The organism is Corallococcus terminator (assembly GCF_049194865.1).
In the GTDB taxonomy this organism is placed as follows: domain Bacteria; phylum Myxococcota; class Myxococcia; order Myxococcales; family Myxococcaceae; genus Myxococcus; species Myxococcus terminator_A.
This window is the reverse complement of sequence record NZ_JBLZWL010000030.1, coordinates 76,892-97,011: the sequence shown is the minus strand read 5'-3', so window position 1 is coordinate 97,011 and position 20,120 is coordinate 76,892. Positions and strand designations below refer to the sequence as shown.

Sequence of the window (20,120 nt, the reverse complement as noted above, 5' to 3'; positions counted from 1 at the left end):
CGTGTGGAGCGGCTTGACGGTGAGGCCCCTGCTTGCCTGGCCCAACTCGCAGAACACCTATGACCTGGGTGGCGGCGGGGCGCTGCACTACTTCCAGCCGAACAATGACAGCATCTTCAACAACGTCTTCGAGGGCAACTTCGTGACGAGAGGCCCGGCGGCGGCCATCTACCTGGAGGACGTTGGCACCCGCGCCGTCACCCTTCGAGGCAACCGCTTCACGGGCAACCATGCGGGCGCGGGAGGCGTGGTCGTGTGCAACCGAGGCAACGGCGAGGTGGAACTGGTCGAGAGCAACAACGCCTTCGACGGGAACGATGTGAATGACTCGCCCGCCCCGAACGTGACGGGAGACTGCACCGTCGAAGATCATTAGTCGGCCTGGGTCCTACCTTGTCGCCATCCGAGGAGGCCTGGGGCCTCGAATAAAGAGGCCCTGGGGGCGTCAGGAGCTCTGAACACGCAAGCGAGCTTCGCGCTCACGAGGACCCCCCACCATGAACGCCTTTTCATCCGCCGTGCTCGCGGGACTGCTCTTCGCGGGAAGCGCCCAGGCCCAGCCCCGCAACAATCAGTGGGAGCGCGCGCAGAACCGCTACGAGACGCACGAGGACCGCCGCGAGCTCCGGGACGACCGGAAGGACGTGGAGGAGCTGAAGTCCGTCCTGGCCCGCTTCGACAAGGCCTGGGCGCGTCGTGACATGCGGGAGATGGATGCCGTGGAAGATCGGCTCCACCAGCTGCTTCGCGCGGAGATGATGGAGGGCCGCAACGAGCTGTCGTCCTCGCAGCGCGAGGCTCAGCGCAGCCAGCGCGAGGTGCGCGCGGAGCAGTGGGAGGTCCGCGACGATGCGGCCTGGGGTCGCCGGGCCGCGCATGTCAGCGACAAGCGGGACCTCCGCGATGACCGGCGGGATGCCCGGGACGACCGGCGCGATGTGAAGGCGGAGGCCGCCTCAATGCGCTCGCGACAGGTCATCGCCCGGGAGCTCGCGGAGCTGGAGGGCCGCAGGGCTGGAGGCGCGCTGCACCGCAAGCGGGACCTCATCCAGGAGCTCATCCGGCTGGCGGAGCGTGAGGTTCGCGACGGCAAGCAGGAGCTGCGCGAGGACCACCGCGAGCGGCGCGAGGACCGCCGTGAGCACCGCCGAGGCTGAGTCCGGCGATTCGCTCGCCGGGTGACACTTGTCGCCAATCCGTGGCGTCCAGGCTTTCGATTGGTCGCGGTCCGGCATTGACTGGCGCCCGTGGGAATCTGGTCGAAGAAGAGCCTCACGAGGCTCCAGAACGAGGATGGCGAGGGGCAGGAGCTGCATCGCACCCTCAATGGGCTCCAGCTCACCTTGCTGGGAATTGGAGCCATCATTGGCGCGGGCATCTTCGTCGTGACGGGGACGGCGGCGGCGCAGCATGCGGGGCCCGCCATCGTCCTGTCGTTCATGCTGGCCGGCATTGGCTGTCTCTTCGCGGGGCTGTGCTACGCGGAGTTCGCCTCGATGATTCCCGTCGCCGGCAGCGCGTACACCTACGGCTACGCCACCCTGGGCGAGCTGGTGGCGTGGATCATCGGCTGGGACTTGATGCTGGAGTATCTCTTCGCGTCCTCGGCCGTGGCGGTGGGGTGGTCCGGCTATCTGACCGCCTTCCTTCGCGACTATGCCGGCTGGGAGCTGCCCGCGGCCCTGGCGAATGCGCCGCTGGGCACCACGCCCGGCTCGCTCGTACCGCACGCCACTGGAGCGCTCATCAACCTTCCGGCGGTGCTGCTGGTGGGCGTGATTACGGTGCTGCTCGTCGTCGGCATCCGTGAGTCCGCGCGCGTCAACAACATCATCGTCTTCGTGAAGGTCGCCATCGTCCTGCTGGTCATCGTCTTCGGCGCCTTCCACGTCGAGCGTGAGCACTGGACGCCCTTCATCCCTCCCAACACGGGGCGCTTCGGGGAGTTCGGCTGGAGCGGGGTGCTCTCGGGGGCAGGGGTCATCTTCTTCGCGTACATCGGCTTCGACGCCGTCTCCACGGCGGCGCAGGAGACGCGCAACCCGTCGAAGGACCTGCCCACGGGCATCCTCGGCTCGCTCATCGTGTGCACGGTGCTCTACGTGCTGATGGCGGCGGTGATGACGGGGCTCGCCCCGTACAAGACGCTCGACGTGCCCGAGCCCGTGTACGTGGCCATCTCCGAGGGCGGCCCTTCCTTGCAGTGGCTGCGTCCCATCGTCGGCGTGGGCGCCATCGCGGGCCTCGCCTCCGTCGTCCTCGTCATGCTGATGGGGCAGCCCCGCATCTTCTTCGCGATGTCGCGCGACGGGCTGCTGCCGCCGTTCTTTGGCCGCATCCACCCGCGCTACCGGACGCCCTATGTGTCCACGCTCATCACCGGAGGCGTGTCCATGGTGGTGGCGGGGCTGTTCCCCATCGGGTTGCTCGGGCACCTCGTCTCCATCGGGACGCTGTTCGCGTTCGTGGTCGTCTGTGCCGGCATCCTGGTGCTGCGCTACAAGCAGCCGGAGCTGCCCCGTCCCTTCCGGACGCCCTTCGTTCCGGTGGTGCCCGTGCTAGGCATTCTCGTCTGCACGGCGCTGATGCTGGGGCTCGGCGTGGAGACGTGGCTCCGGCTCATCCTCTGGCTCGCCCTGGGGCTCCTCATCTACTTCGGTTATGGGCGCAGGCACTCTCGCGTCGGACGCGAGGACGCCGCCGCGCGAACGGACCCGCGCTGAGTCGACGGGCTCCTCGGTCTCAGGGGTGGAGGTCCACGGGCTTGAAGTGGATGTGCTCGGCCTCGGGGTGGGCGTAGAAGGCGAACACGCGGATGCCGGTGTGTTCCTTCTGGAGTTGCTCGGCGGCGTGGCGCAGGTCGTTCACCTGTTGCTCCGCGATGTACTCCGGGCCCATCGTTCCGTTGCGGGACTGGTAGTAGCCGCAGTTGGCGTGCGCGAGCAGGAGGACCTCTTCGATGTGGTGGCCGATGATGAGGAAGCGGGCCGCGCGGGTGATGGTGTCGCTCTCCAGGTAGTCGGCTGTCCAGCGGTTGAGCAGCGCGGGGCCGCCCGGAATCGTCAGGGTGTCGATGCGCTCGTGGCCCAGGTGGGTGGCCAGGTCCTCCACGCCATCGGTGAAGCGTCCATCCGAGCAATAGATGGCGAGCACCGTCGGATGCTGGTGCTCGTAGCGGTGGCGGGAGACGAACGGCTTCTCGTCGATCATGGGCGCACCCTAGCGGGTTTCATCTCCCAGGGTTCGAGCGGTTGCCTGCTCAGGGGCGTACGCCCACCAGGGAGGGGGCCGGTGGCCTGGCCTCTTGGTGGGGTGGCCAGATTCGAGCCAAGGCGTTAAACACGGGGAGCATGTCTACTTCCAGTCGTGGTGGGCACATCTCGGGGCTGCGACTCGAGCGGGTGAAGGCGTCCCGCCAGTTCGCGGAGGGCCGGTTTCGCAACACCGCGCCCGTGGGGCCTGGCCTCCAGGGCAACCCCTTGCCGTTGCTCGGCGAGTACTTCTTCGGGGGCGCGCAGCGCACGCCGCCGGGACCGCTGCCCATGGAGAACCCGCTGGAGTCCTGGGCGCGGAAGCCCGACACCGGACTGCGGGTGACGTGGCTGGGGCACAGCACGATGCTGCTGGAGGTGGACGGCGCGCGCATCCTGACGGACCCCGTGTTCGGCGAGCGCGCCTCGCCCATGTCCTTCGCCGGGCCGCGTCGCTTCCACGAGGCGCCGGTGTCCCTGGCGGCGCTGCCGGAGCTGGACGCGGTGCTGGTGTCGCACGACCACTATGACCACCTGTGTCGGCCCACCATCCAGGCCTTGGCGAAGCGGCGCGTTCCGTTCGTCACCGCACTGGGCGTGGGTGCGCACCTGGAAGCCTATGGTGTGGCGCCGGAGCTCATCACCGAGCTGGACTGGTGGGAGCGGACCACGGTGGGGCCGGTGGCGCTCACCGCCACTCCGTCGCAGCACTTCTCCGGGCGCGGACTGGCGGACCGGAACCGGACCCTGTGGGCGTCCTGGGTGCTGGAGGGTGACAAGCATCGCCTCTTCTTCAGCGGCGACACCGGGCTGACGGAGGAGCTGCGCGAAGTGGCGCGGCGCCATGGTCCGTTCGACCTGGTGATGTTGGAGGTCGGCGCCTTCCATCCGAGCTGGGGCACCATCCACCTGGGGCCAGAGAACGCCCTCAAGGCCCACGAGATGCTGGGAGGCGGTCGGCTGATGCCGGTGCACTGGGGCACCTTCAACCTGGCCCTGCACGCGTGGGACGAGCCCGCGGAGACGCTGCTCCGCCTGGCCTCCGAGCAGCAGGTCCGACTCTTCACGCCCCGCCTGGGGGCCGCGAGCGAGCCCCTGCGTCTGGAGCAGGCCACGCCCTGGTGGCGCGAAGTCTCGGCGGGAGTGCTGGCCCCGGGGCCCGTGCTGGGCGGGTAGGCAGGCGTTCCATCGACCGGGCGGCGGGGGTGCTCGGGGCCGTTGAGTCGATGACTTGGAACGCGGGCAGGGGGATGGGCATCTCTCTCCCAGCAGGTGGATGCGACCATGACCTTGCCCCTCATCGCCCTCGCGGCTGTCGGTTCAGGTGCGCTGCACGCACTGGCGGGACCGGACCATCTGCTGAGCCTCGCCCCGCTGTCGGTGGGGCGTCGACGGGGCGCATGGCGGGTGGGGTTGCTGTGGGGGCTGGGTCATGGACTCGGCACCCTGGCCGCGGCGGGCGTGTTGCTGGTGCTCCTGTCCGCCGTTCATCTGGAATCCGTCGACCGCTGGGCGGAGCGGCTCGCGGGCCTGGCGCTGCTGGGCATGGGCGTCTGGGGGCTGCGGCGCAGCAAGCTGGGCGGTGGTGACGAAAGCCACGCCTCCCGAGGAGTGCTCGCCGTGGGCCTGGTGCATGGGCTGACGGGCGCGTCCGCGCTGCTGTTGCTGCTGCCCATCGCGGTGTCGGGCACGGGGCCGGAGCAGGCGCTCTACCTGGGCGGTTTTTCCATCGGCAGCACGCTGGCCATGTCCGCGCTCACCGCCGGCATCGCCGCCTTCTCCCGCATCCGTCAGGTCTCATCCCAGCTGGCCACGCATGTGCCCCGCGTGGCGTCCACGGTCTCCATTCTCGTCGGCAGTGCGTGGATGCTCGGGAGCTTCTGACTCGACTTTCGCTCTTTTGTGGCGAAGGGGCGAGCGCTGCGGTCTACGCGGCGCGCCCCTGGGGCAGCGTGGCGCGGGAGGCGGCGCGTAAGTTGGCGCGAAGTCGACGCGGCGAGTGCCAGCGGGCACGGGCCAGGGTAGCTTGAGCCAATCGCAGGACATCCGCGAAGCTGACAGTGGCCTTGGTGGTGTACCAGGGTCGCATAGGCAACTTCAGTTGCTGCCAGCTGGCGGCCAGCTCCAGGTACCAGAGGACGAGCAGGGTGTAACTCAAGCCCGCGAAGGGAGCGGTGCGCAGCACGGCCAGGCGGCGGCGGGCACGCGAGTCGGCGAAGCCAAGCAGCTGTTTCAAGTCTCGGAAAAGCACTTCGATGCTCCACCGGAAGGCATACCGTTCCACTACTTGGAGGGCCGTGAGGGAGGCGTCGGTGCAGAAGAAGACGCGCAGGGGGCGGCTGCCGCCCGTCATCCGCACGACGACGACCTTGAGCATCCGCTCACCGGCAGCACTCTTCCAGCGGGCCACCACCTCCTTGCAGTCCACCTGCTGCGACTGGCCGTAGAGAAAGGCCGTCAGCCGCTGCCAGGGGAGCGCGGCATCCCGGGCGAGGGCCTGGGGCTTGGGGACCGTCACGTCGCGTGTCAGCCACCGGCCCGTCTTCGGCGAGCGGCACCGGTGAGTGCGCGGGCGAGTCAGCACTGCGTCTGGGCGCATGGCGCCGACGAAGACGAGCCGTTGCGGCAACTGCTTGAGCACGGTGCTGCACGAGTAGGCCTCGTCTGCGGCAAGCTCCACGGGAGCCGTGGGCAGCCAGCTGAGGACACGCTCCACCAGCTCTCGGCCCAGCTGCGTCTTCTTGCGGTGCGCAATGCCTTTCTTCTGGCACTCGGCCTGGGTGCGGTAGAGCCGAAAGAGGATGGGCAGCGCCCAGGGGCGCGAAGCGAAGGGCACCTGCACCAGCACCGCCAGCGTCACCCAGACGTGGCCGAAGCAGAAGACGTGCACACCTCGGGTGGAGTGCACCGCATCCAGGTGGCTGCCCAGCCCGAACACCTTCGGCCCTTTGTGGCTGCACAGGGTGTCGTCGAGCACCAGTCGCAGGGGCCCCAGGGCCGAAAGCTTCAGCAGCAGGAGTCGGCCCACTTCGTCCGCACTCCAGCGAGCCCGGGAGAAGAAGCGATGGAAGGCCGCGTGGTGCTGCACGCCCGAGACACCCGCGGCCACCAGCGCCTCGGTGACCGCGTGCGTGCCGCCACTGCACACCCAGCCGGCGAACAGCACCAGGAAGCGCAGGAACGAGGGCTCGGTGAAGGCGGGCCGAACCAGCTGCAAGACTCGCAACAGTGCATACAAATGGGAGGCGGCCATCGGGAGACCTCGAAGGTGCTGGTGGAGGCGTGTCTTGCCGGACACCTCTCTCAGCTGGCCTCGATGGCCGCTCTTCTCCTACCCTCAGCCCCTTCTCCCCTCGCCCCCCTGCTTGGGCCTCCCGGCCCAAAAGGGCGAAAGTCGAGTCTGAGTCAGCGCGCGGGCTGCTTCGGACAGGACTCGGGCCGGACTCCACGCGTTTGGGTGGAGCCCGGCCCAGTCACTTCGTGTGTCCGGCGCGTCTCAGTGGACGCGGCCCGGAGGCAGGTTCGAGCGGGGCGGGAAGCCCGGCACGGCCCCGTCCAGGTTCTTCGCGCTGCTCAATGAGCGCGGCGCGAGCAGCGCCTCACCCACGGAGCCGGTCATCGCCTGGAGGCTCTGCGGCGCTCCGCACACCAGGTTCTCCAGGTCGTCGTCTCGACGGCCCAGGTCGTTGAAGACACGCACCGTGGAGGGGGACACGGGGTCCGGAGTGGGAGCCAGGCTGGTCATGAAGGGAGAGGGGGCCGAGGCGCTCCCGGCCGAGCGCGGGAAGACGTGGAGGAAGGTGGTCTGCGTCTCCCCCGCGTGGCAGCCGTTGCACGTGTTGAGAGAGAAGCGGTGCCGCGCCTCGGGGTCCGCGCCTGGCGCGTTCCAGAAGAAGAAGAACGGCGTGAGCGCGGAGCCCGCGAGGAAGGGCTGTCCCTCGAAGAAGGCCGGCACGTCATGCGTGCCGCTCATCAAGGGCACCAGGTTCTGCTGCACGTAGTTCGTCACCAGGGGCGTGCCGGCGTGGAACAACTCCGGCGTGAGCGCCACGGGCGCGGGAGCCAGTCCGGTAGGCCCGAAGTGGAACTCACGCAGCTCCCACAGCGGGTCCAGCACGTTCTCGTTCGTGCGCACCTGATGGATGGCGCTGCCCATGAAGTGCCCCGGTGCCACGAACGACTGCGTGAAGCGGTCCGTGAGCGCCTGGAGCTTCGTGTTGTACGCCGTCGTCCCGAGGCTCAGCGTGCCCAGCTCGTGCCAGTCACGGGCCCAGCGCTGGATGTCCTCCGGCCCATCGCCGGGCAGCATGTACTCCAGGATGACGGTGAACGGCATCGGCTGGCCGGAGGGCGTGGTGACGCCGAAGATGAAGCGCCCTTCACCCGAGTGCGTGCCCTCGCTGCGCAGGTCGATGCGGTTGACGATGGCGAGCAGCCGGAACGGCGCCGTGTTGAAGTCGAGCGGCGCGTTGGGGCCTCCGCTGCGGGACTCCCAGGGGCCGAGCACGTCGGGGCGGATGCGGGTGCGCGCGGGGACGAATGAGGCCTCGATGAACTGGTCCTGCTCCCACGTCTTCAGCCAGTTGCGCACCAGCTCGGAGGGGTTCTGTCCCCCGTTCATTCGACGCATGAGCGTGCCGAACGTCCAGACCCCGTTGCCCGTGGTCCGCACCGGGTCCTCCACCACGGACAGATCGGTGATGAGCAGCTCCCGGTTCGGCGTCACCTGACACACGCCAGGAGCGCAGGCCGTGGCGGACTCGCAGCCGTTGACCGCATTGCCATCGCAGTCGAAGGTGCCCACCGCGCAGCCGAGGCCGCACGTCCCCGCGCCGCAGACGCCGCTCGCCGAGGCCGCGCCACCGCACACGGTGCCGCACGCGCCGCAGTTCGCCGCGTCGTCCATCATCGAGGTCTCACACCCGTTGCTCGGGTTGCCATCGCAGTCCAGGAAGCCGGTGACGCACGTCTCCGTGAAGGACGTGCAGGAGGACTGATTGCCCGCCGCATCCCGGACCCGCGCGAAGACGGTGACGCCCACCTGATTGGCGAGCAACGGCACCAGCGCGCCCCCTGTATTGTCCAGCGCCACCTCCGTGCCCATGGGGAGGGTGCAGCCCGCGTTCGAGAAGAGGATGATGCGGGTCCGCGGCTCGGCCAGCGCGCGCACCGCGCTGACGAAGGGCGCCTGCGGGAAGGGCACCAGGCCCGGCGTGAAGGTAGGCGGCAGCGGTGCGAGGTTGTCGTGCGTGTACGCCACCGTCGGCGAGCAGCCGGAGGTGTTTCCGGCGGCATCCACGGCGCGGAACGTGAACGTCGTCACGGAGTTGGTCCCCACGGACAGGTTGAGGCTGAAGTTGCCGGTGGTGGCGTTCGCCGTGGTGGTGGTCAGCGGAGTCCCTCCGCAGCTGGAGTTCTGGAAGACGCGGACGAGCGCGCCCGCCTCGGTGCGGCCCTGGAGCAGGGGCGTCACCTGGGTTCCCGCCCCACTGGGGGAGAAGGCGAGCTGGAACGGCGTGGTGGGAGCGAGGTTGTCGTGCACGTAGCTGATGGCGGCGGAGCACGCGGAAATGTTGCCCACCGAGTCCTCGGCCTTCGCGGAGAAGATGCTCGTGGTGTTGACGGTCATGGTGAATGCCCGGGTGAAGGTGCCCGAGGCGTTGGCCGTCACGCTCGCGAGGGGGCTGCCGGCGCAGCTGCTTCCGGTGAAGAGGCGCACGGTGGCTCCCGCCTCCGTGGTTCCGGCGAGCGTCGTGCTGGTCTGCGTGCTGGGAGACGCCGGCGTGAAGCCCGTGAACACCGGCACGATGGGTGCCACCGTGTCGCGCACGCAGCCGAGCAGCTCCAGCCGCGCCAGGGACACGACCTCGACGCCGGTGCGCGGGTCATTGTCGTCCGTCACGTTCAGCCGGAACTTGCTGAAGGTCCTCGGGGTGCTGAGCGTGTACTCGCGTCGCTCCGAACCCAACCAGCCCATCTCGTCGATGCGCGTGTCGACCGTCACCCACGCGCTGCCGTTCCAGCCCTGGAAGGTCCAGTTCTTCGGCGCGCGCGTGGTGATGTCGCCGTTGGCGTACTTGATGGCGTACCGGCTGATGATGCGAGGACCGTCCGTCCACTCATAGGCCAACCACGCCGGAGTCTGCTGGATGGCGGAGATCCACATGGACGCCCCGGTGGCCACGCTGTCGAACGCCTTCCAGGCGTCATATTCCGGCTCCGCGTCGATGACCCCAGAGGCCGTGACGATGCCGGACGGTGCGGTCGCGCTCGTCATGTCCGGCACCTGGTTGACGCTGGCGGCGCAGGCGCAGTTGTAGAAGCTCAGCTTGCCGATGGAGAGGACGTCCACGCCCGTGCCGGTCGCGTTGTCCTCCGTCACCACCAGGCGGTACTTGCTGTAGGCCGTCGGGGTCGCGACCGCGAACTCGCGCTGCTCGGCGCCGCCCCAGTTCGTCTGGAGCGTGCGCGAGTCAATCGTGTTCCACGCGGAGCCGGACCAGCCCTGCAGCGTCCAGTCCCTCGGCGCTCGCGCGTTGAGCGCGCCGTTGGAGAACTTGATGGCGTAGTGCGTGACCGTCTTGGGACCGTTGAAGAACTCGTAGGTCAGCCACTCGGTGGACTGTCCGCTCGCGGAGAACCACATGGTGGTGTCGCTGCCATCGAGCGCCATCCAGCCGGGGTTGGAGGCGCTGAGCTGGCTGGAGGCGATGGCGAGCCCGCTCGGGGCATCGCCGGCCGTCATCGCGGGGATGAGGCTGTCGCCGCAGGTGAGGCCCTGGGTGGCGGCACCCAGCGGCTCGGAAGGGGAGTCATCGGGCGGCGGGGCGTCCTGACACCCGGGCACGAAGGCCAGGGTGAGGGCGCTCGCCAGGAAGAGGCTTCGGATGGACATCGGGCGATGCATGGACACGCTCCTCGCAACGGGCCGCCGGAGAACGCCGGAGGCACTGGAGGACCGTGTCGTAGCGGGACGTGTCGACGGCGAGGTCCGGCATGTGACGGAAGCGCCGACGCCGGTGACGAGTCGTCCTCAGCGCGGGACGAGCATTTACACCCAAGGTGCGGCACGTCCGCTAAGCTGGCGCTTCATGACCGCCTCTACCTTCACCTCGGAGTCCCACCGGGGACCGGCCCTCCTGTCCTGCGCGGTGGCGGTGGGGATGTTCGTGCTGGCGTGGGCCTGGTTCCTCTACGTCATCAACACCCCCTACACGGGGGGCGGCTTCACCGACACCGTCACCTTCCAGCCGTTGGCGGCGATGTCCCTCATCCAACTCGCCGCCAGCTTCCACTGCCTTCGCATGAGCGTGAAGGCTCATCAGCACGGCCAGATGGGAGTCGGGTTGATGCTGGTCTCGATGGGACTCGCGTCGCTGCTGGGCCTGCTGGGACTGGTGGGCGTGCCCCTGTTCCTCTTCCTCCAGTCGGGCGGGGCGACCATCCCCTTCAAGGGCTGACGCTCAGCGGCCCAGCAGCACCGCGCGCAGCCACGACGTGAAGGTGCCCACGCCCGGCGTCACCTGCGCCTGCGTCCACCGCAACCTGCGCACGTGGCGACGACTCTTCGCCTCGGCGGCCAGGGGCTCCAGCACCGCGAGCGCCGCGTCCCGCTGCTTCTGCCGCGCGAGCAGCAGCGCCAGGTCCAGCTTCACCTCGAACAGCGTCGCATCCAACGCCAGCGTCTCGCGCAGCAGGAGGATGGCGCCGGGCCGCTCGGAGCCTCGCCGGAAGTGGAGCCGTCCCCGGAGCAGCGTCTTCACGGCTTCCGCGCGGTGTCCCTTCACGACGTGGAGCTGCGACACCTGGCGCCAGAGGTCCAGCTCCAGCGGGAACAACTCCGCCGCCTGCGCGTACACAGCGAGCGCCTTGTCCGCGAAGCCCTTGTCCAGGTGCACCTGGGCCGCGGCACGGAAGCTCTCCATCGCCGCCTCCGGCTGCTTCACGCGGGCCAGCAGCGGCGCGAGCTTGCCCAGCACCGCCGCGTCCTTCGGCTCCAGCTCCAGCGCCTTCTTGTAACCGGAGATGGCCTTGTTCAACCGGCCCTTCGAGCGAGCCAGATCCGCTTCGCTGACGAGCTCCGAACGGGACGGCGGCGTCTTGCTTCCGAACAGCATCTCCACATTGAAGTCGCCCCGCGCGCCGGGAGCAACCCTACGTGAGCCGCCACGGTGGGACGTGTCCGACACGTGAAACAGCCGCGCTGGAAGTTTCTGACGTGGAAAATAGGTGAGCCCGATCAGGGTGTCCTCCTGACCGGGCTCGGGGTGCTGCCATTGATGAGGCCCGCACGTTTAAGACTTCGCCTCAGTGTGATGCCCCGTGTCCTGCGATTGAACGACCGCCGCGCAAGCGAGTGGAGCGGCGGGCTGGAATTGCACCAGCATCTCGGGGAGAAGGGCGAAGACGGTAGATCGGACCTGCGACAGCGAATGCTGAGTCTGGAGTGAGAGTCTGAGCGTGGGGTGCTTCGCGGGCCCTTGATGTCGCTTGCCTCTACCCGTTGGGCTACCCCGCCGTAGGAGTGGCGGGGGCAGGCTTTGAACCTGCACTGAAGGCGACCGGGGCACGCTCGGCGTCAACTTGCTGCTGAGTTTGAGTTTGTACTCCGAAAGGACTGCGCGCTGAGTCTAGCCGAAGAGATAGCCGAGGAGAACTTCACCCGACTTCATCTCTTCCACCTCCACGGCGTTGGCTTCCTCGCGCGCGAACTTGACCGCCTGCTGGAGCTTCTCCACGCGCTCCACCAGCTCATTGACCCGGACGGCGGGGAGGGCGCCCGAGTACTTCACCGTCTTCCAGTAACCGACGACGATGTCCTCGTAATAGACCTCCACCTGGGCGGGGTGCTTCTCGGTGGCCTCGGCCTTCACGTGGTTGCGGGGGACCTTCTTCGTCTTCGCGGTCTGCACGGGCTCCGTGGCCCACAGGCCCTGCGCCGGGTCCGGAACCCAGGACTCCGACGGGTCCAGCGTGGGCAGCTTCTTCACGAAGGTCTGCAGGTCGACGAGCTGCTTCTCCAGGAAGAGCAGGTACGTGGCGGGCGCGCCCTTGAGCAGCACCTTGCCGTCGACACGCACGTCCGCCTTGGCGTGGCAGTTGGTGAGGTCCTTGGTGGCGGTGACGTCGAAGAGCCGGGTGAGGATTTCCTTCGTCTTCTTCAGCACGTCGTCGGTGCGCACCTGCACGCGCGTGGACTCGGGGGGGAAGCGCTCACCCTCTTCGTCACGGGGCTGATAGGTGCGGGAGATGCCGTTGAGCAGCTGCGGCTTCTGGAGGTCGTGGTGGGCCTGCGTCAGCTCCTGCTGGGAGCGGTTCTTGACGCCCTTCTCGACGGCGATGATCTGATTGAGCTTGGTCATGATGTTCGTGTCTTCGAATTTGAGTTGGGGGCCAGGACGGCGCGCCCCGAGCGTACCTGACGCCGGCCCGAATCTCAGTCGGGCTTGCCGTAACCCACGAGCGTGTCGTCCTCGAACTCCGCCACCCAGCCCCCTGGCAGCGCGAGCGCGGCCAGCAACGCGGGACGACGACGCAGCAGGGAGTACACGGGGAAGGTCTCGAAGGTCTCATCGCCCGGAGGGCCAGGGGGGACGATGAGCCAGCCGGAGTCGGTACCCTCGGGGGCCCGGGCACGCGCCATGGCGACGCGGTGGCTCCTGTCCCACCCGGGCACGGCCGCGACCTTGTCCCCATAGCGAGGAAACAAGGGCTCGGTGCCTACCGTCTGCGTCGTCTCGAGCATCCGCCCCTGGATGCGCAGCGTCACGGTGATGTCGTCGCGCCAGTCGGTCAGCGGGTTGCCGTCGAAGTCGGGCTCCGTCACCACCAGCGAGTCTCCGCGCGGGTCCAGGCGCAGGTTGGACCAGCCGAAGCGCAGCGTGCGGCCGGGGATGAGCCCGCCGGGAGGAAGGCGGGTGAGCACGCTCAGCACCCACTCGGCTTGTTCCTCCGCGTCGTCCGCGCACATGAGCACCACGTGCACCCCGTGCAGGTGTCGCTCCAGTCGAAGCTGTCCCATCTCCATCCCTCCCGCCGCTGCCTCACGTCCACCGCGAGGGCCGAAGGGCAGCATGTCGCGAACCTACGCGTCGAGGAAGCATGGCGGTGGGCGGATTACCGTCCCTGGAACACTGGGGGTCTGCGTGCCACCGCCGCCGCGAGTCCCTCGCCCAGGTCCGCGCTGCCGTAGCTCTCCGCCTGGAGCCGCGCCTCTTCCTCCAACGCGCGCTGGAGTCCCGCGCGGTCCAGGCCGAGTCGCTGCTTGAGTCCCCGCGTCGCCAGCGGAGCGTTCGCCGCGATGGACGTCGCGAGCGCGCTGGCGCGGGTCCGGGTCTCCGTCGCGGCGGTGGACTCCAGCGCGAGCCCCAAACGCACCGCCTCTCGGCCGTCGAAGCGCCGCCCCGTGAGCAGCAGCTCCGCGGCGCGCTGGGGGCCGGCTCGCAACGGCACGAGATACGTCGCGCCCATGCCGGGATGCAGGCCGAGCTGCACGAAGTTGAGGGCGAGCTTCGCGTCCTCGGAGACGATGCACACGTCGCACGCGAGCGCGACGCACAGCCCCGCGCCAATGGCCGCGCCCTCCACCGCCGCCACCGTGGGCACGGGCAGGTCGAGGATGCTGAGATAGCGCGAGTAGAAGTCGAGCATGAACACGCGGGCCTCCTCGAAGGAGACCTGGCGCAGGCGCTCCAGCATCTGGAGGTCGCCGCCCGCGGAGAAGGTGCCGCCCGCTCCGGCGAGGACGACGGCGCGCACGTCCTCCCTCCGACGCAGCTCCTCCACCCGCGCACGAAGCGCATCCCCCAGGTCGGGAGTCATCGCGTTGCGGCGCGCGGCGTCGTTCAGCGTGAGCGTGGCGACTCCACTTTCGATGTCGAGCAGCACGCCCGTGGCTTGGACAGTCATGCGCGGACTGTAGCCGCATCCGCCCTCGCGCTCGGCGCCAAAGGGCACGGTGAGCGCGAGGGCAGGGGACGCGTCGGCTAGAACGCCCGGTTCACGGCGTAGCCGCAGATGCGGTGCTCGGCCTTGTACGTATTCGCACCGGGAATCCCGTCGATGGGGCCCGTGTAGCCGAAGTCCCGCCCCACCGTCTGGACGCGCTGCCAGTAGATGGTGCCCGGGACTCCGTCGTCCTGCGCGGAGGTGCGCGGGCCGCCTCGGCGGTTGAGCTCGCGCGCCGTGATTCTCACGCGAAGCTTCTCCGTGACGGGCCCGGTGACTCCGTCGATGGGACCCGTGTAGCCGAAGTCCCGCTGGCCCACCGTCTGGATGCGCTTGTAGTAGATGGGGCCGGGCACTCCGTCGTCCTCGGTGGACGTCCGGGGAATGCCTCCGCCACCCCCACCGGGCAGGGGCCCGTGGTCCGGGATGACGCTGCCCGCGTAGTCCAGCGACCAGCCGAGATACCGCGCGCCCGAAGCCGACGAGTACCCGGACACGCTGTTGATGCCGATGGCGTTGCCCCAGCTCTGCGACAGCTTCCGCGTGGCCATGAAGACGGTGGTGCCTCCGCCGTTGAGGTCCAGGCCCACGTGGCCGAACGAGCCGATGTCCCACCAGTGGAAGGCGCCCGCGGGAGCCTGGGAGGCCGCATACGGCTGCCGCGTCGACGCGTGATAGGCCTCGATGGCCGACGGCCGGGCGGAGGACTCGGGGAACCCTCCGAAGCGCCACATCAGCGAGCCGCACCACTGGTCCCACGTGCCGCCGTCTCGCGTGGGATGGGCAGACGCATAGGCGCGCGCCCGGTTGTAGATGGCGGTGTTCAGCTCGGCCGTGCTCGTGTCGAGCACCTCGGGCGCGTCCGCCACCACCTCGCCCTCACCACCACATGCCGAGAGCCCGACGAACAGCAGGGCGAGGAGCCACGTCATCCGTTTCGTGTGCATCTTTCTTCTCCAGGCGGGTTGTCCCCGCGAGCAGTCCTGGGGCCGAGCGCGGCGTGCCTGTGTCTCGCCGCGATTCGACCTCAGGGGTCCACACGTTGTCGGCGCGTGGCTGTCCGGAGTTTCCGATTAATCGAAATTCAAGAAGCCGCTATCGTCACGGAGCGGTGGGCGGCATCAGGCTGGACGATGGGGTCTATCGCGATGTGATGAGCAGGTTTGTCATTACGGCGCCCAGCTGGCAGGGGCGCCGGCTCAGGTTCCCTTGAGCTTTTTCACGAGATGAATTCAACCGGAGGGGAAGCTGTCATGGTCGAGTTGTCATTGGGTGCGGGGCGGGCACGTCGAACGGTGCTGATTACCGGCGGGTCCAGCGGTATCGGCGCGGAGGTGGTGCGGGCCATGGCTGCCCAGGGGGACCGGGTCTGGCTGACCTACCATCGAGGCCGGGAGCGCGCGCTGGCGCTGCTGGAGGAGATCAGTGGAGGAGCGGAGCGAGGGCATCTGGCCCTGCCGCTGGACCAGTCGAACGCGGCCCAGGTGCAGGAGCTGGTTCGCGGCCTGCCCGGCCCGGTCGATATCCTCATCAACAACGCGGCGCTGGGGACGCAGACCGTCAAGGCCGAGGGCGGTGGGTCGGCGTGGCTCGAGGACGAGCTGTTCTTCCGGGTCAACTGCCTGGGACCGCTCTGGCTGACCCGCATGTTGGTGCCGAAGATGCTGGAGCGGGGCGGCGGCACGGTGGTGATGCTGTCCAGCGTGGATGGCGCCTTCGCGGCCTTCCCGGGGTTTCGTGCCGCGGATGGAATGAGCAAGGCGGCCATCGCCTTCCTGACCCGGCAACTGGCGGCGGAGCTGGCTCATGAGCCCGTGACGGTGGTGTGCGTGGCGCCGGGGGCCACCGACACGCCGATGTTCCGGGCGAGCACCCTGGAGCCCCTGAGCGCCCAGTCCCGACGCGCGCTCATCGCGCGACTGCCGAAACAGCGGTTGATTGAGGCGTCGGAGATCGCGGAGCTGGTGCGCTGGCTCTGTGAACCCCAGGCCCGTGTCCTTCACGGCGCGGTCCTGGATGCCTCCCTGGGGCTGGGCGCTCATCCAGGGCTGCTGACAGGTCGCTCTGAATCCTTGGACTGACTCCGGCGGAGCACGCCGGGGTGGTCAGTAGATGGTGAGCGAGAGCTCGTCGCCGGGACGGACCGACATCTCCTGCTCGCTCTCGAAGGTTCTATCGCTGCCCAGGCTCTTGTGGCCCAGGGTGCCGATGATTTCGATGCCGAAGCGGATGCGGTCCGTGTTGCCCACCATGTCCGGGGGCAACACGAAGTTGCGCGACGTCATCCCCGGCACCGTGCCCAGCCGCATCCGCCGTGTCCCCGTCAGCGCGTAGAGGTTGACGTCCACCAGCTTCCGGCTCTCCACCACCACCGTTGTCTTGGGGGGTGGAGGCCGGTTGGGGTCCGCCGCCGCCCCGTGCGCTCCTCCACACGCTGAGGCCACGGCGGTGAGCACGAGGAGCAGGGCGGGGAGGGCGGACGGGGTACGCATGGGACCTCATCTTCCGAGGAAGGGAAGGACTACCTGGGCAGTGAGACTTGTGTGGAGCCTTCCGCCCGGAGGGACTGGGTGGCGAGGCCGGACATGCTCTCCGCCAATCCCTGCACGGAGCGGGTGGCCTCTTGTGTCTCCTGAACCGTCTTCAGGGTGCGCTGCATCTGTCCGGACAGCTCCTGGATGGCCATGGCCATCTGCTGGGTGCCCGAGTCCTGCGCGCTGACGGCGGCGGTGATCTGCCGCATGCTCGCGCTGGAGTCACCGATGAGGATGGCCAGCTCCTGGAACTGGGCGCTGGAGGTGCGCACGGCATCCAGGCTCTGCCGGACGCGCTCGTCGCCCTTCTCGCTGAACTGGGCCGCCTCTCGCATGCTCGCGCTGACGCCGTTGAGCACCTCGCGGATGCGGTGCGTGGCGCGGATGGACTGGTCCGCCAGTCCGCGCATCTCGCGCGCCACCACGCCGAAGCCCCGGCCGCTCTCTCCGCTGCGCGCCGCTTCAATCGCCGCGTTGATGGCCAGCATGTTGGACTGGTCCGCCAGGTCCTTCACCGAGTCGACGATGCCGGACACCTCGCGCGTGCGCTCGTCGAGCGCGAGGATGCGACGGGCCATCTCCGACACCTCGGAGCGAATCGCCGCCAGGTCCGCCAGCGTCCGCTCCAGCGCGGCGCTGCCCTCGCGGCCCACCTGCTCGGCGCCTTCCGCCGACGCGGCCAGCGAGCTGGCCTTCTCCGCCGTCATCTGCGACGAGCGGCGGATCTCCTTCACCGTCTGCTCGGCCTCCTGCAGCGCCGCGGCCTGACGGCTGACGCCCTCGGTCTGCTGGTCGCTGGTGGAGCGCAGCTGCTGCACCACCGTGGCCAGCTCGCCGGCGCCGGTGCCCATGCGCTCGGCCAGGTTGCGCACCTCCAGCTGCCGCTCCTCCAACTGACGGGTGTGGGCCTCCAGCGAGCGCACCACCTCCATGGAGCGCCGCGCGACGATGCCCAGGAGCGACAGGGTGAGCGCCAGGTAGCCCCAGTGGGACACGTTCCCCAACGAGAAGGGCAGCACGCCGATGACCGGCAGCACCGTGAGCGCGAGGAAGAGGACGAGCCCCGCAAGGCCCGCCACGAAGATGCGGGCGTCGGGGTTGCCGCGCCACGCCTCCAGCGCCGCCACGCTGAAACAGATGAGGAGGACGGTGAACGAGAAGGGCAGGAAGGGGATCAGGATGCGCTGCGCGGTGCCCAGGTCCAGGAGGGCGGACAGGGCCGCCACCACGCAGAGCGCCGTGTAGCCCATCGCTCCGATGCGGAACCAGCGCCGCTGGTTGTTGAGGAGCGCGTCCGACACGAACTCGATGAGGCCCGACACGAGCAGGAAGATGCCGAGCACCGTGAAGCGCGTGGCGGTGATGGGCGCGTCCCAGAGCGCGTTGGGCATGCCGCTCAGGGACAGCAGCACGAAGCCGCCGCTGAAGGAGAACACCGCCAGGCCCGCGAGCATCCGCCGACGCCAGTGCAACAGGAACGCTCCACCGGAGCCCACGGCCACCGCCAGGAGCAGCATGCCCATGACGAACGGCGCCTGACCCTCGCGCGTCACCTTGGCGAGCAGTTGATGCCGGGAGCCGATCAACGCGGCTTGCGCCACGCCGATGTTCGGGTTGCTCGACTGGACGCGCAGCAGCAGATTTCCACCGAGCGCGGCGCGCGGCACCGGCACCACATGCCAGGCCATGTTGTCGGACAGCTCCGCGCCGGACGTGTTCAGCCGTCCGCTCACATAGATGCGCTGGCCGTTGGCGTAGGCCTCCACGGCATTGGTGACTTCACCCAGCATGACCGCGGGCTCCGCCCACGGACCCTGCGGCAGCGGGATGCTGATCCACAGGAAGACGTTGTTGCCGCGTCCCGGCGGCGGCTTGAGCGCTTCCATCGTGCGCCACTCGTCCGCGATGTTCGCGGTCTGTGCCCACAAGGGAATTCCATCCGCGCCCTGGGGCGAGTCACCCCAGCGGTAACGCCAGCCTTCCAGCAACGGGGCGATGGAGCTTGGTTCCTCCTCCGCGCGGGCCGTGGGGGCATGGAAGAGCGCGATGAGCAGCGCGCAGCCCAGCAGCACCAGCCGCGAGCTTCTGCGCGACGATGCGTGAAGCCTCACGAGGGTGTCGCGTGAGGCAAGGCTGTCGAAGGGTGTCGGGGAAGGGCGGTGGGCAGCCATGAGGTAGCCAATGCTCGACTGCCAGCGCATGGCTGTAAATAGGTCTGCATCCCCTGACATGTAGGAAAGGGTTCGGAAGGGGCTGTAGGGGAGTGGGAGTGAAACTTTCTCGACGCGCCACGCCACCATTCGGGAGGGGCGTTTGTGACCCAGATGCACGTGTTTCGCGACATCGTGTCAGGACTGGGCGCGTGGAGAGGCCTTGACGGGGAGTCTTTCGCAAGGTCGGGCGCGCCGTCGCGGACGGCTCGCCCGATGTTCCGCCTGGAAAAGCGCGCGCTTCAGAACGAGCGGAAGACGCCGCGCACGCCCAAGGTGAAGAGCGCGTGGAAGCCGTCGTCCACCGCGGTGACGGCGGAGGTCTGAGCGGGCAGGCCGGTGACGTTCACGGTCTGGTCACCTGTGCGCACGGTGTAGCTGCCCACCGACGCGGTGATGATGGGGCCGAAGGCCAGGAAGCGCGAGACGCGCACGTCGCCTCCCGCGCTGAGGCGCAGGAAGGTGGGGCCCCGGTCCGTCACCCGGGTGTCGATGCGCGCGGGCACGCTGCCTCCGCCCGGCAGCGGGACTTGCGTGTCGCCCTTCACGTGGCTCTTGAGGAACTCCAGGCCCAGAGCCAGCCCCACCCACGGGTCGAAGCCCGACGCAGGGTTGAAGTGGAGGCGCCCCTCGGGGCCGAAGCGCCACTGCGAGTTGTCGCAGTCGAAGCCCTCCGGACACGAGATGTCGTTCGTCTTGGGGAAGATCTTCTCCCAGCTCCCCCAGACCCCCGCGTAGAAGCGGGGGTTGAAGCGATAGCCCACCTCCAACAGGAACGGGATGGACGCCTTGGCGGCGTCGGTGATCTTCAAGTCCTCCTGTGTCCCCGTGCGCGACGTGCCGTCCTTGTAGACGTGCCCCAGGCCCAGGCCCAGATTGACGCCCAACGCGAGCTGGAAGCCGGACATCCCGTGCGCCGCGCGGACATCCATCTCCACCGCGCCCGGCTCGCGCGTTTCCGACTCCTGCGCCAGCGCCGTCCCGGAGATACCCAGGGTGGCGATGACAGATAGCGTCCAGCAGTGCCTCATGGCCATACGAGCTGCCCTCCAATGCGATTCGTGGGGTGGGACGTGAAGTGATCAATGAGGGGGGCCTCCGTGAAGCGGACCGCGGGGCCGAGCGTCGGGGGAGGACACAACCTCCCCCGGGGTGTTGGCCGCCCATCACCCCGGAAG

17 protein-coding genes and 1 pseudogene are annotated in these 20,120 nt (G+C 68.8%); 7 read left to right on the top strand and 11 right to left on the bottom strand.

The features are described from left to right. The 3 genes and pseudogenes from ACN469_RS12495 to ACN469_RS12485 form a co-directional block, all read left to right on the top strand. Nucleotides 1–376 (top strand): annotated as a pseudogene (locus tag ACN469_RS12495) (right-handed parallel beta-helix repeat-containing protein); the annotation flags it as partial. 121 nt (nt 377–497) lie between these two features. Further along, entirely contained in the window at nt 498–1,157 is a 660-nt protein-coding gene (locus tag ACN469_RS12490; protein WP_498767447.1) for a hypothetical protein, read from the top strand. A gap of 90 nt (nt 1,158–1,247) precedes the next feature. After that, nucleotides 1,248–2,723, top strand: coding sequence for an amino acid permease (locus ACN469_RS12485; RefSeq protein WP_498767445.1), 1,476 nt, complete (start codon nt 1,248–1,250; stop codon nt 2,721–2,723). Between the two features lie 19 nt (nt 2,724–2,742). Here the strand turns inward: ACN469_RS12485 and ACN469_RS12480 are convergent, their stop codons facing one another. Continuing rightward, nucleotides 2,743–3,210 carry a carbonic anhydrase gene (locus ACN469_RS12480; RefSeq protein WP_498767443.1) on the bottom strand — a complete coding sequence of 156 codons (468 nt, stop codon included), beginning with the start codon at nt 3,208–3,210 and terminating at the stop codon, nt 2,743–2,745. A gap of 140 nt (nt 3,211–3,350) precedes the next feature. Between ACN469_RS12480 and ACN469_RS12475 the strand changes: the two genes are divergently transcribed. Together ACN469_RS12475 and ACN469_RS12470 are read left to right on the top strand one after the other, a co-directional pair. Continuing rightward, nucleotides 3,351–4,427 carry an MBL fold metallo-hydrolase gene (locus ACN469_RS12475; RefSeq protein WP_498767441.1) on the top strand — a complete coding sequence of 359 codons (1,077 nt, stop codon included), beginning with the start codon at nt 3,351–3,353 and terminating at the stop codon, nt 4,425–4,427. 108 nt (nt 4,428–4,535) lie between these two features. Further along, nucleotides 4,536–5,135, top strand: a complete 600-nt coding sequence (locus ACN469_RS12470) for a hypothetical protein (RefSeq protein ID WP_498767440.1) — start codon at nt 4,536–4,538, stop codon at nt 5,133–5,135. Between the two features lie 43 nt (nt 5,136–5,178). Here the strand turns inward: ACN469_RS12470 and ACN469_RS12465 are convergent, their stop codons facing one another. Together ACN469_RS12465 and ACN469_RS12460 are read right to left on the bottom strand one after the other, a co-directional pair. After that, a complete protein-coding gene (locus ACN469_RS12465) occupies nt 5,179–6,504 on the bottom strand; it encodes an IS701 family transposase (protein WP_498763318.1) in 1,326 nt (441 codons plus the stop codon). 243 nt (nt 6,505–6,747) lie between these two features. Continuing rightward, complete coding sequence (locus ACN469_RS12460) at nt 6,748–10,158, bottom strand: Ig-like domain-containing protein (protein ID WP_498767438.1); 3,411 nt, start codon at nt 10,156–10,158, stop codon at nt 6,748–6,750. Nucleotides 10,159–10,342: 184 nt separating this feature from the next. Between ACN469_RS12460 and ACN469_RS12455 the strand changes: the two genes are divergently transcribed. Further along, the gene (locus ACN469_RS12455; RefSeq protein WP_498767436.1) at nt 10,343–10,711 is read left to right on the top strand and encodes a hypothetical protein; all 369 of its coding nucleotides are present in this window, start codon (nt 10,343–10,345) and stop codon (nt 10,709–10,711) included. 3 nt (nt 10,712–10,714) lie between these two features. On the opposite strand, the gene ACN469_RS12450 is transcribed toward ACN469_RS12455, so the two are convergent. The 5 genes from ACN469_RS12450 to ACN469_RS12430 form a co-directional block, all read right to left on the bottom strand. Next, entirely contained in the window at nt 10,715–11,368 is a 654-nt protein-coding gene (locus ACN469_RS12450; protein WP_498767434.1) for a tetratricopeptide repeat protein, read from the bottom strand. Between the two features lie 513 nt (nt 11,369–11,881). Continuing rightward, nucleotides 11,882–12,613: a DUF7873 family protein gene (locus ACN469_RS12445; RefSeq protein ID WP_498767432.1), complete on the bottom strand. Its 732-nt coding sequence runs from the start codon at nt 12,611–12,613 to the stop codon at nt 11,882–11,884. A 74-nt stretch (nt 12,614–12,687) separates the two neighbouring features. Further along, nucleotides 12,688–13,326 (bottom strand): immunity protein Imm33 domain-containing protein, encoded by a 639-nt coding sequence (locus ACN469_RS12440; RefSeq protein ID WP_498767430.1) that lies wholly within the window; start codon nt 13,324–13,326, stop codon nt 12,688–12,690. Nucleotides 13,327–13,367: 41 nt separating this feature from the next. After that, entirely contained in the window at nt 13,368–14,159 is a 792-nt protein-coding gene (locus ACN469_RS12435) for an enoyl-CoA hydratase/isomerase family protein (protein ID WP_498767428.1), read from the bottom strand. A gap of 77 nt (nt 14,160–14,236) precedes the next feature. Then, nucleotides 14,237–15,145, bottom strand: coding sequence for a hypothetical protein (locus ACN469_RS12430; protein ID WP_498767426.1), 909 nt, complete (start codon nt 15,143–15,145; stop codon nt 14,237–14,239). 306 nt (nt 15,146–15,451) lie between these two features. Here ACN469_RS12430 and ACN469_RS12425 point away from each other — a divergent pair, with 306 nt between their 5' ends. Next, complete coding sequence (locus ACN469_RS12425) at nt 15,452–16,279, top strand: SDR family NAD(P)-dependent oxidoreductase (RefSeq protein ID WP_498767425.1); 828 nt, start codon at nt 15,452–15,454, stop codon at nt 16,277–16,279. A gap of 24 nt (nt 16,280–16,303) precedes the next feature. On the opposite strand, the gene ACN469_RS12420 is transcribed toward ACN469_RS12425, so the two are convergent. The 3 genes from ACN469_RS12420 to ACN469_RS12410 form a co-directional block, all read right to left on the bottom strand. Beyond that, complete coding sequence (locus ACN469_RS12420; protein ID WP_498767423.1) at nt 16,304–16,690, bottom strand: hypothetical protein; 387 nt, start codon at nt 16,688–16,690, stop codon at nt 16,304–16,306. Between the two features lie 29 nt (nt 16,691–16,719). Beyond that, complete coding sequence (locus ACN469_RS12415) at nt 16,720–18,903, bottom strand: methyl-accepting chemotaxis protein (protein WP_498767453.1); 2,184 nt, start codon at nt 18,901–18,903, stop codon at nt 16,720–16,722. 281 nt (nt 18,904–19,184) lie between these two features. Then, nucleotides 19,185–19,979, bottom strand: a complete 795-nt coding sequence (locus ACN469_RS12410; RefSeq protein ID WP_498767421.1) for an outer membrane beta-barrel protein — start codon at nt 19,977–19,979, stop codon at nt 19,185–19,187. Nucleotides 19,980–20,120 lie beyond the last annotated feature (141 nt).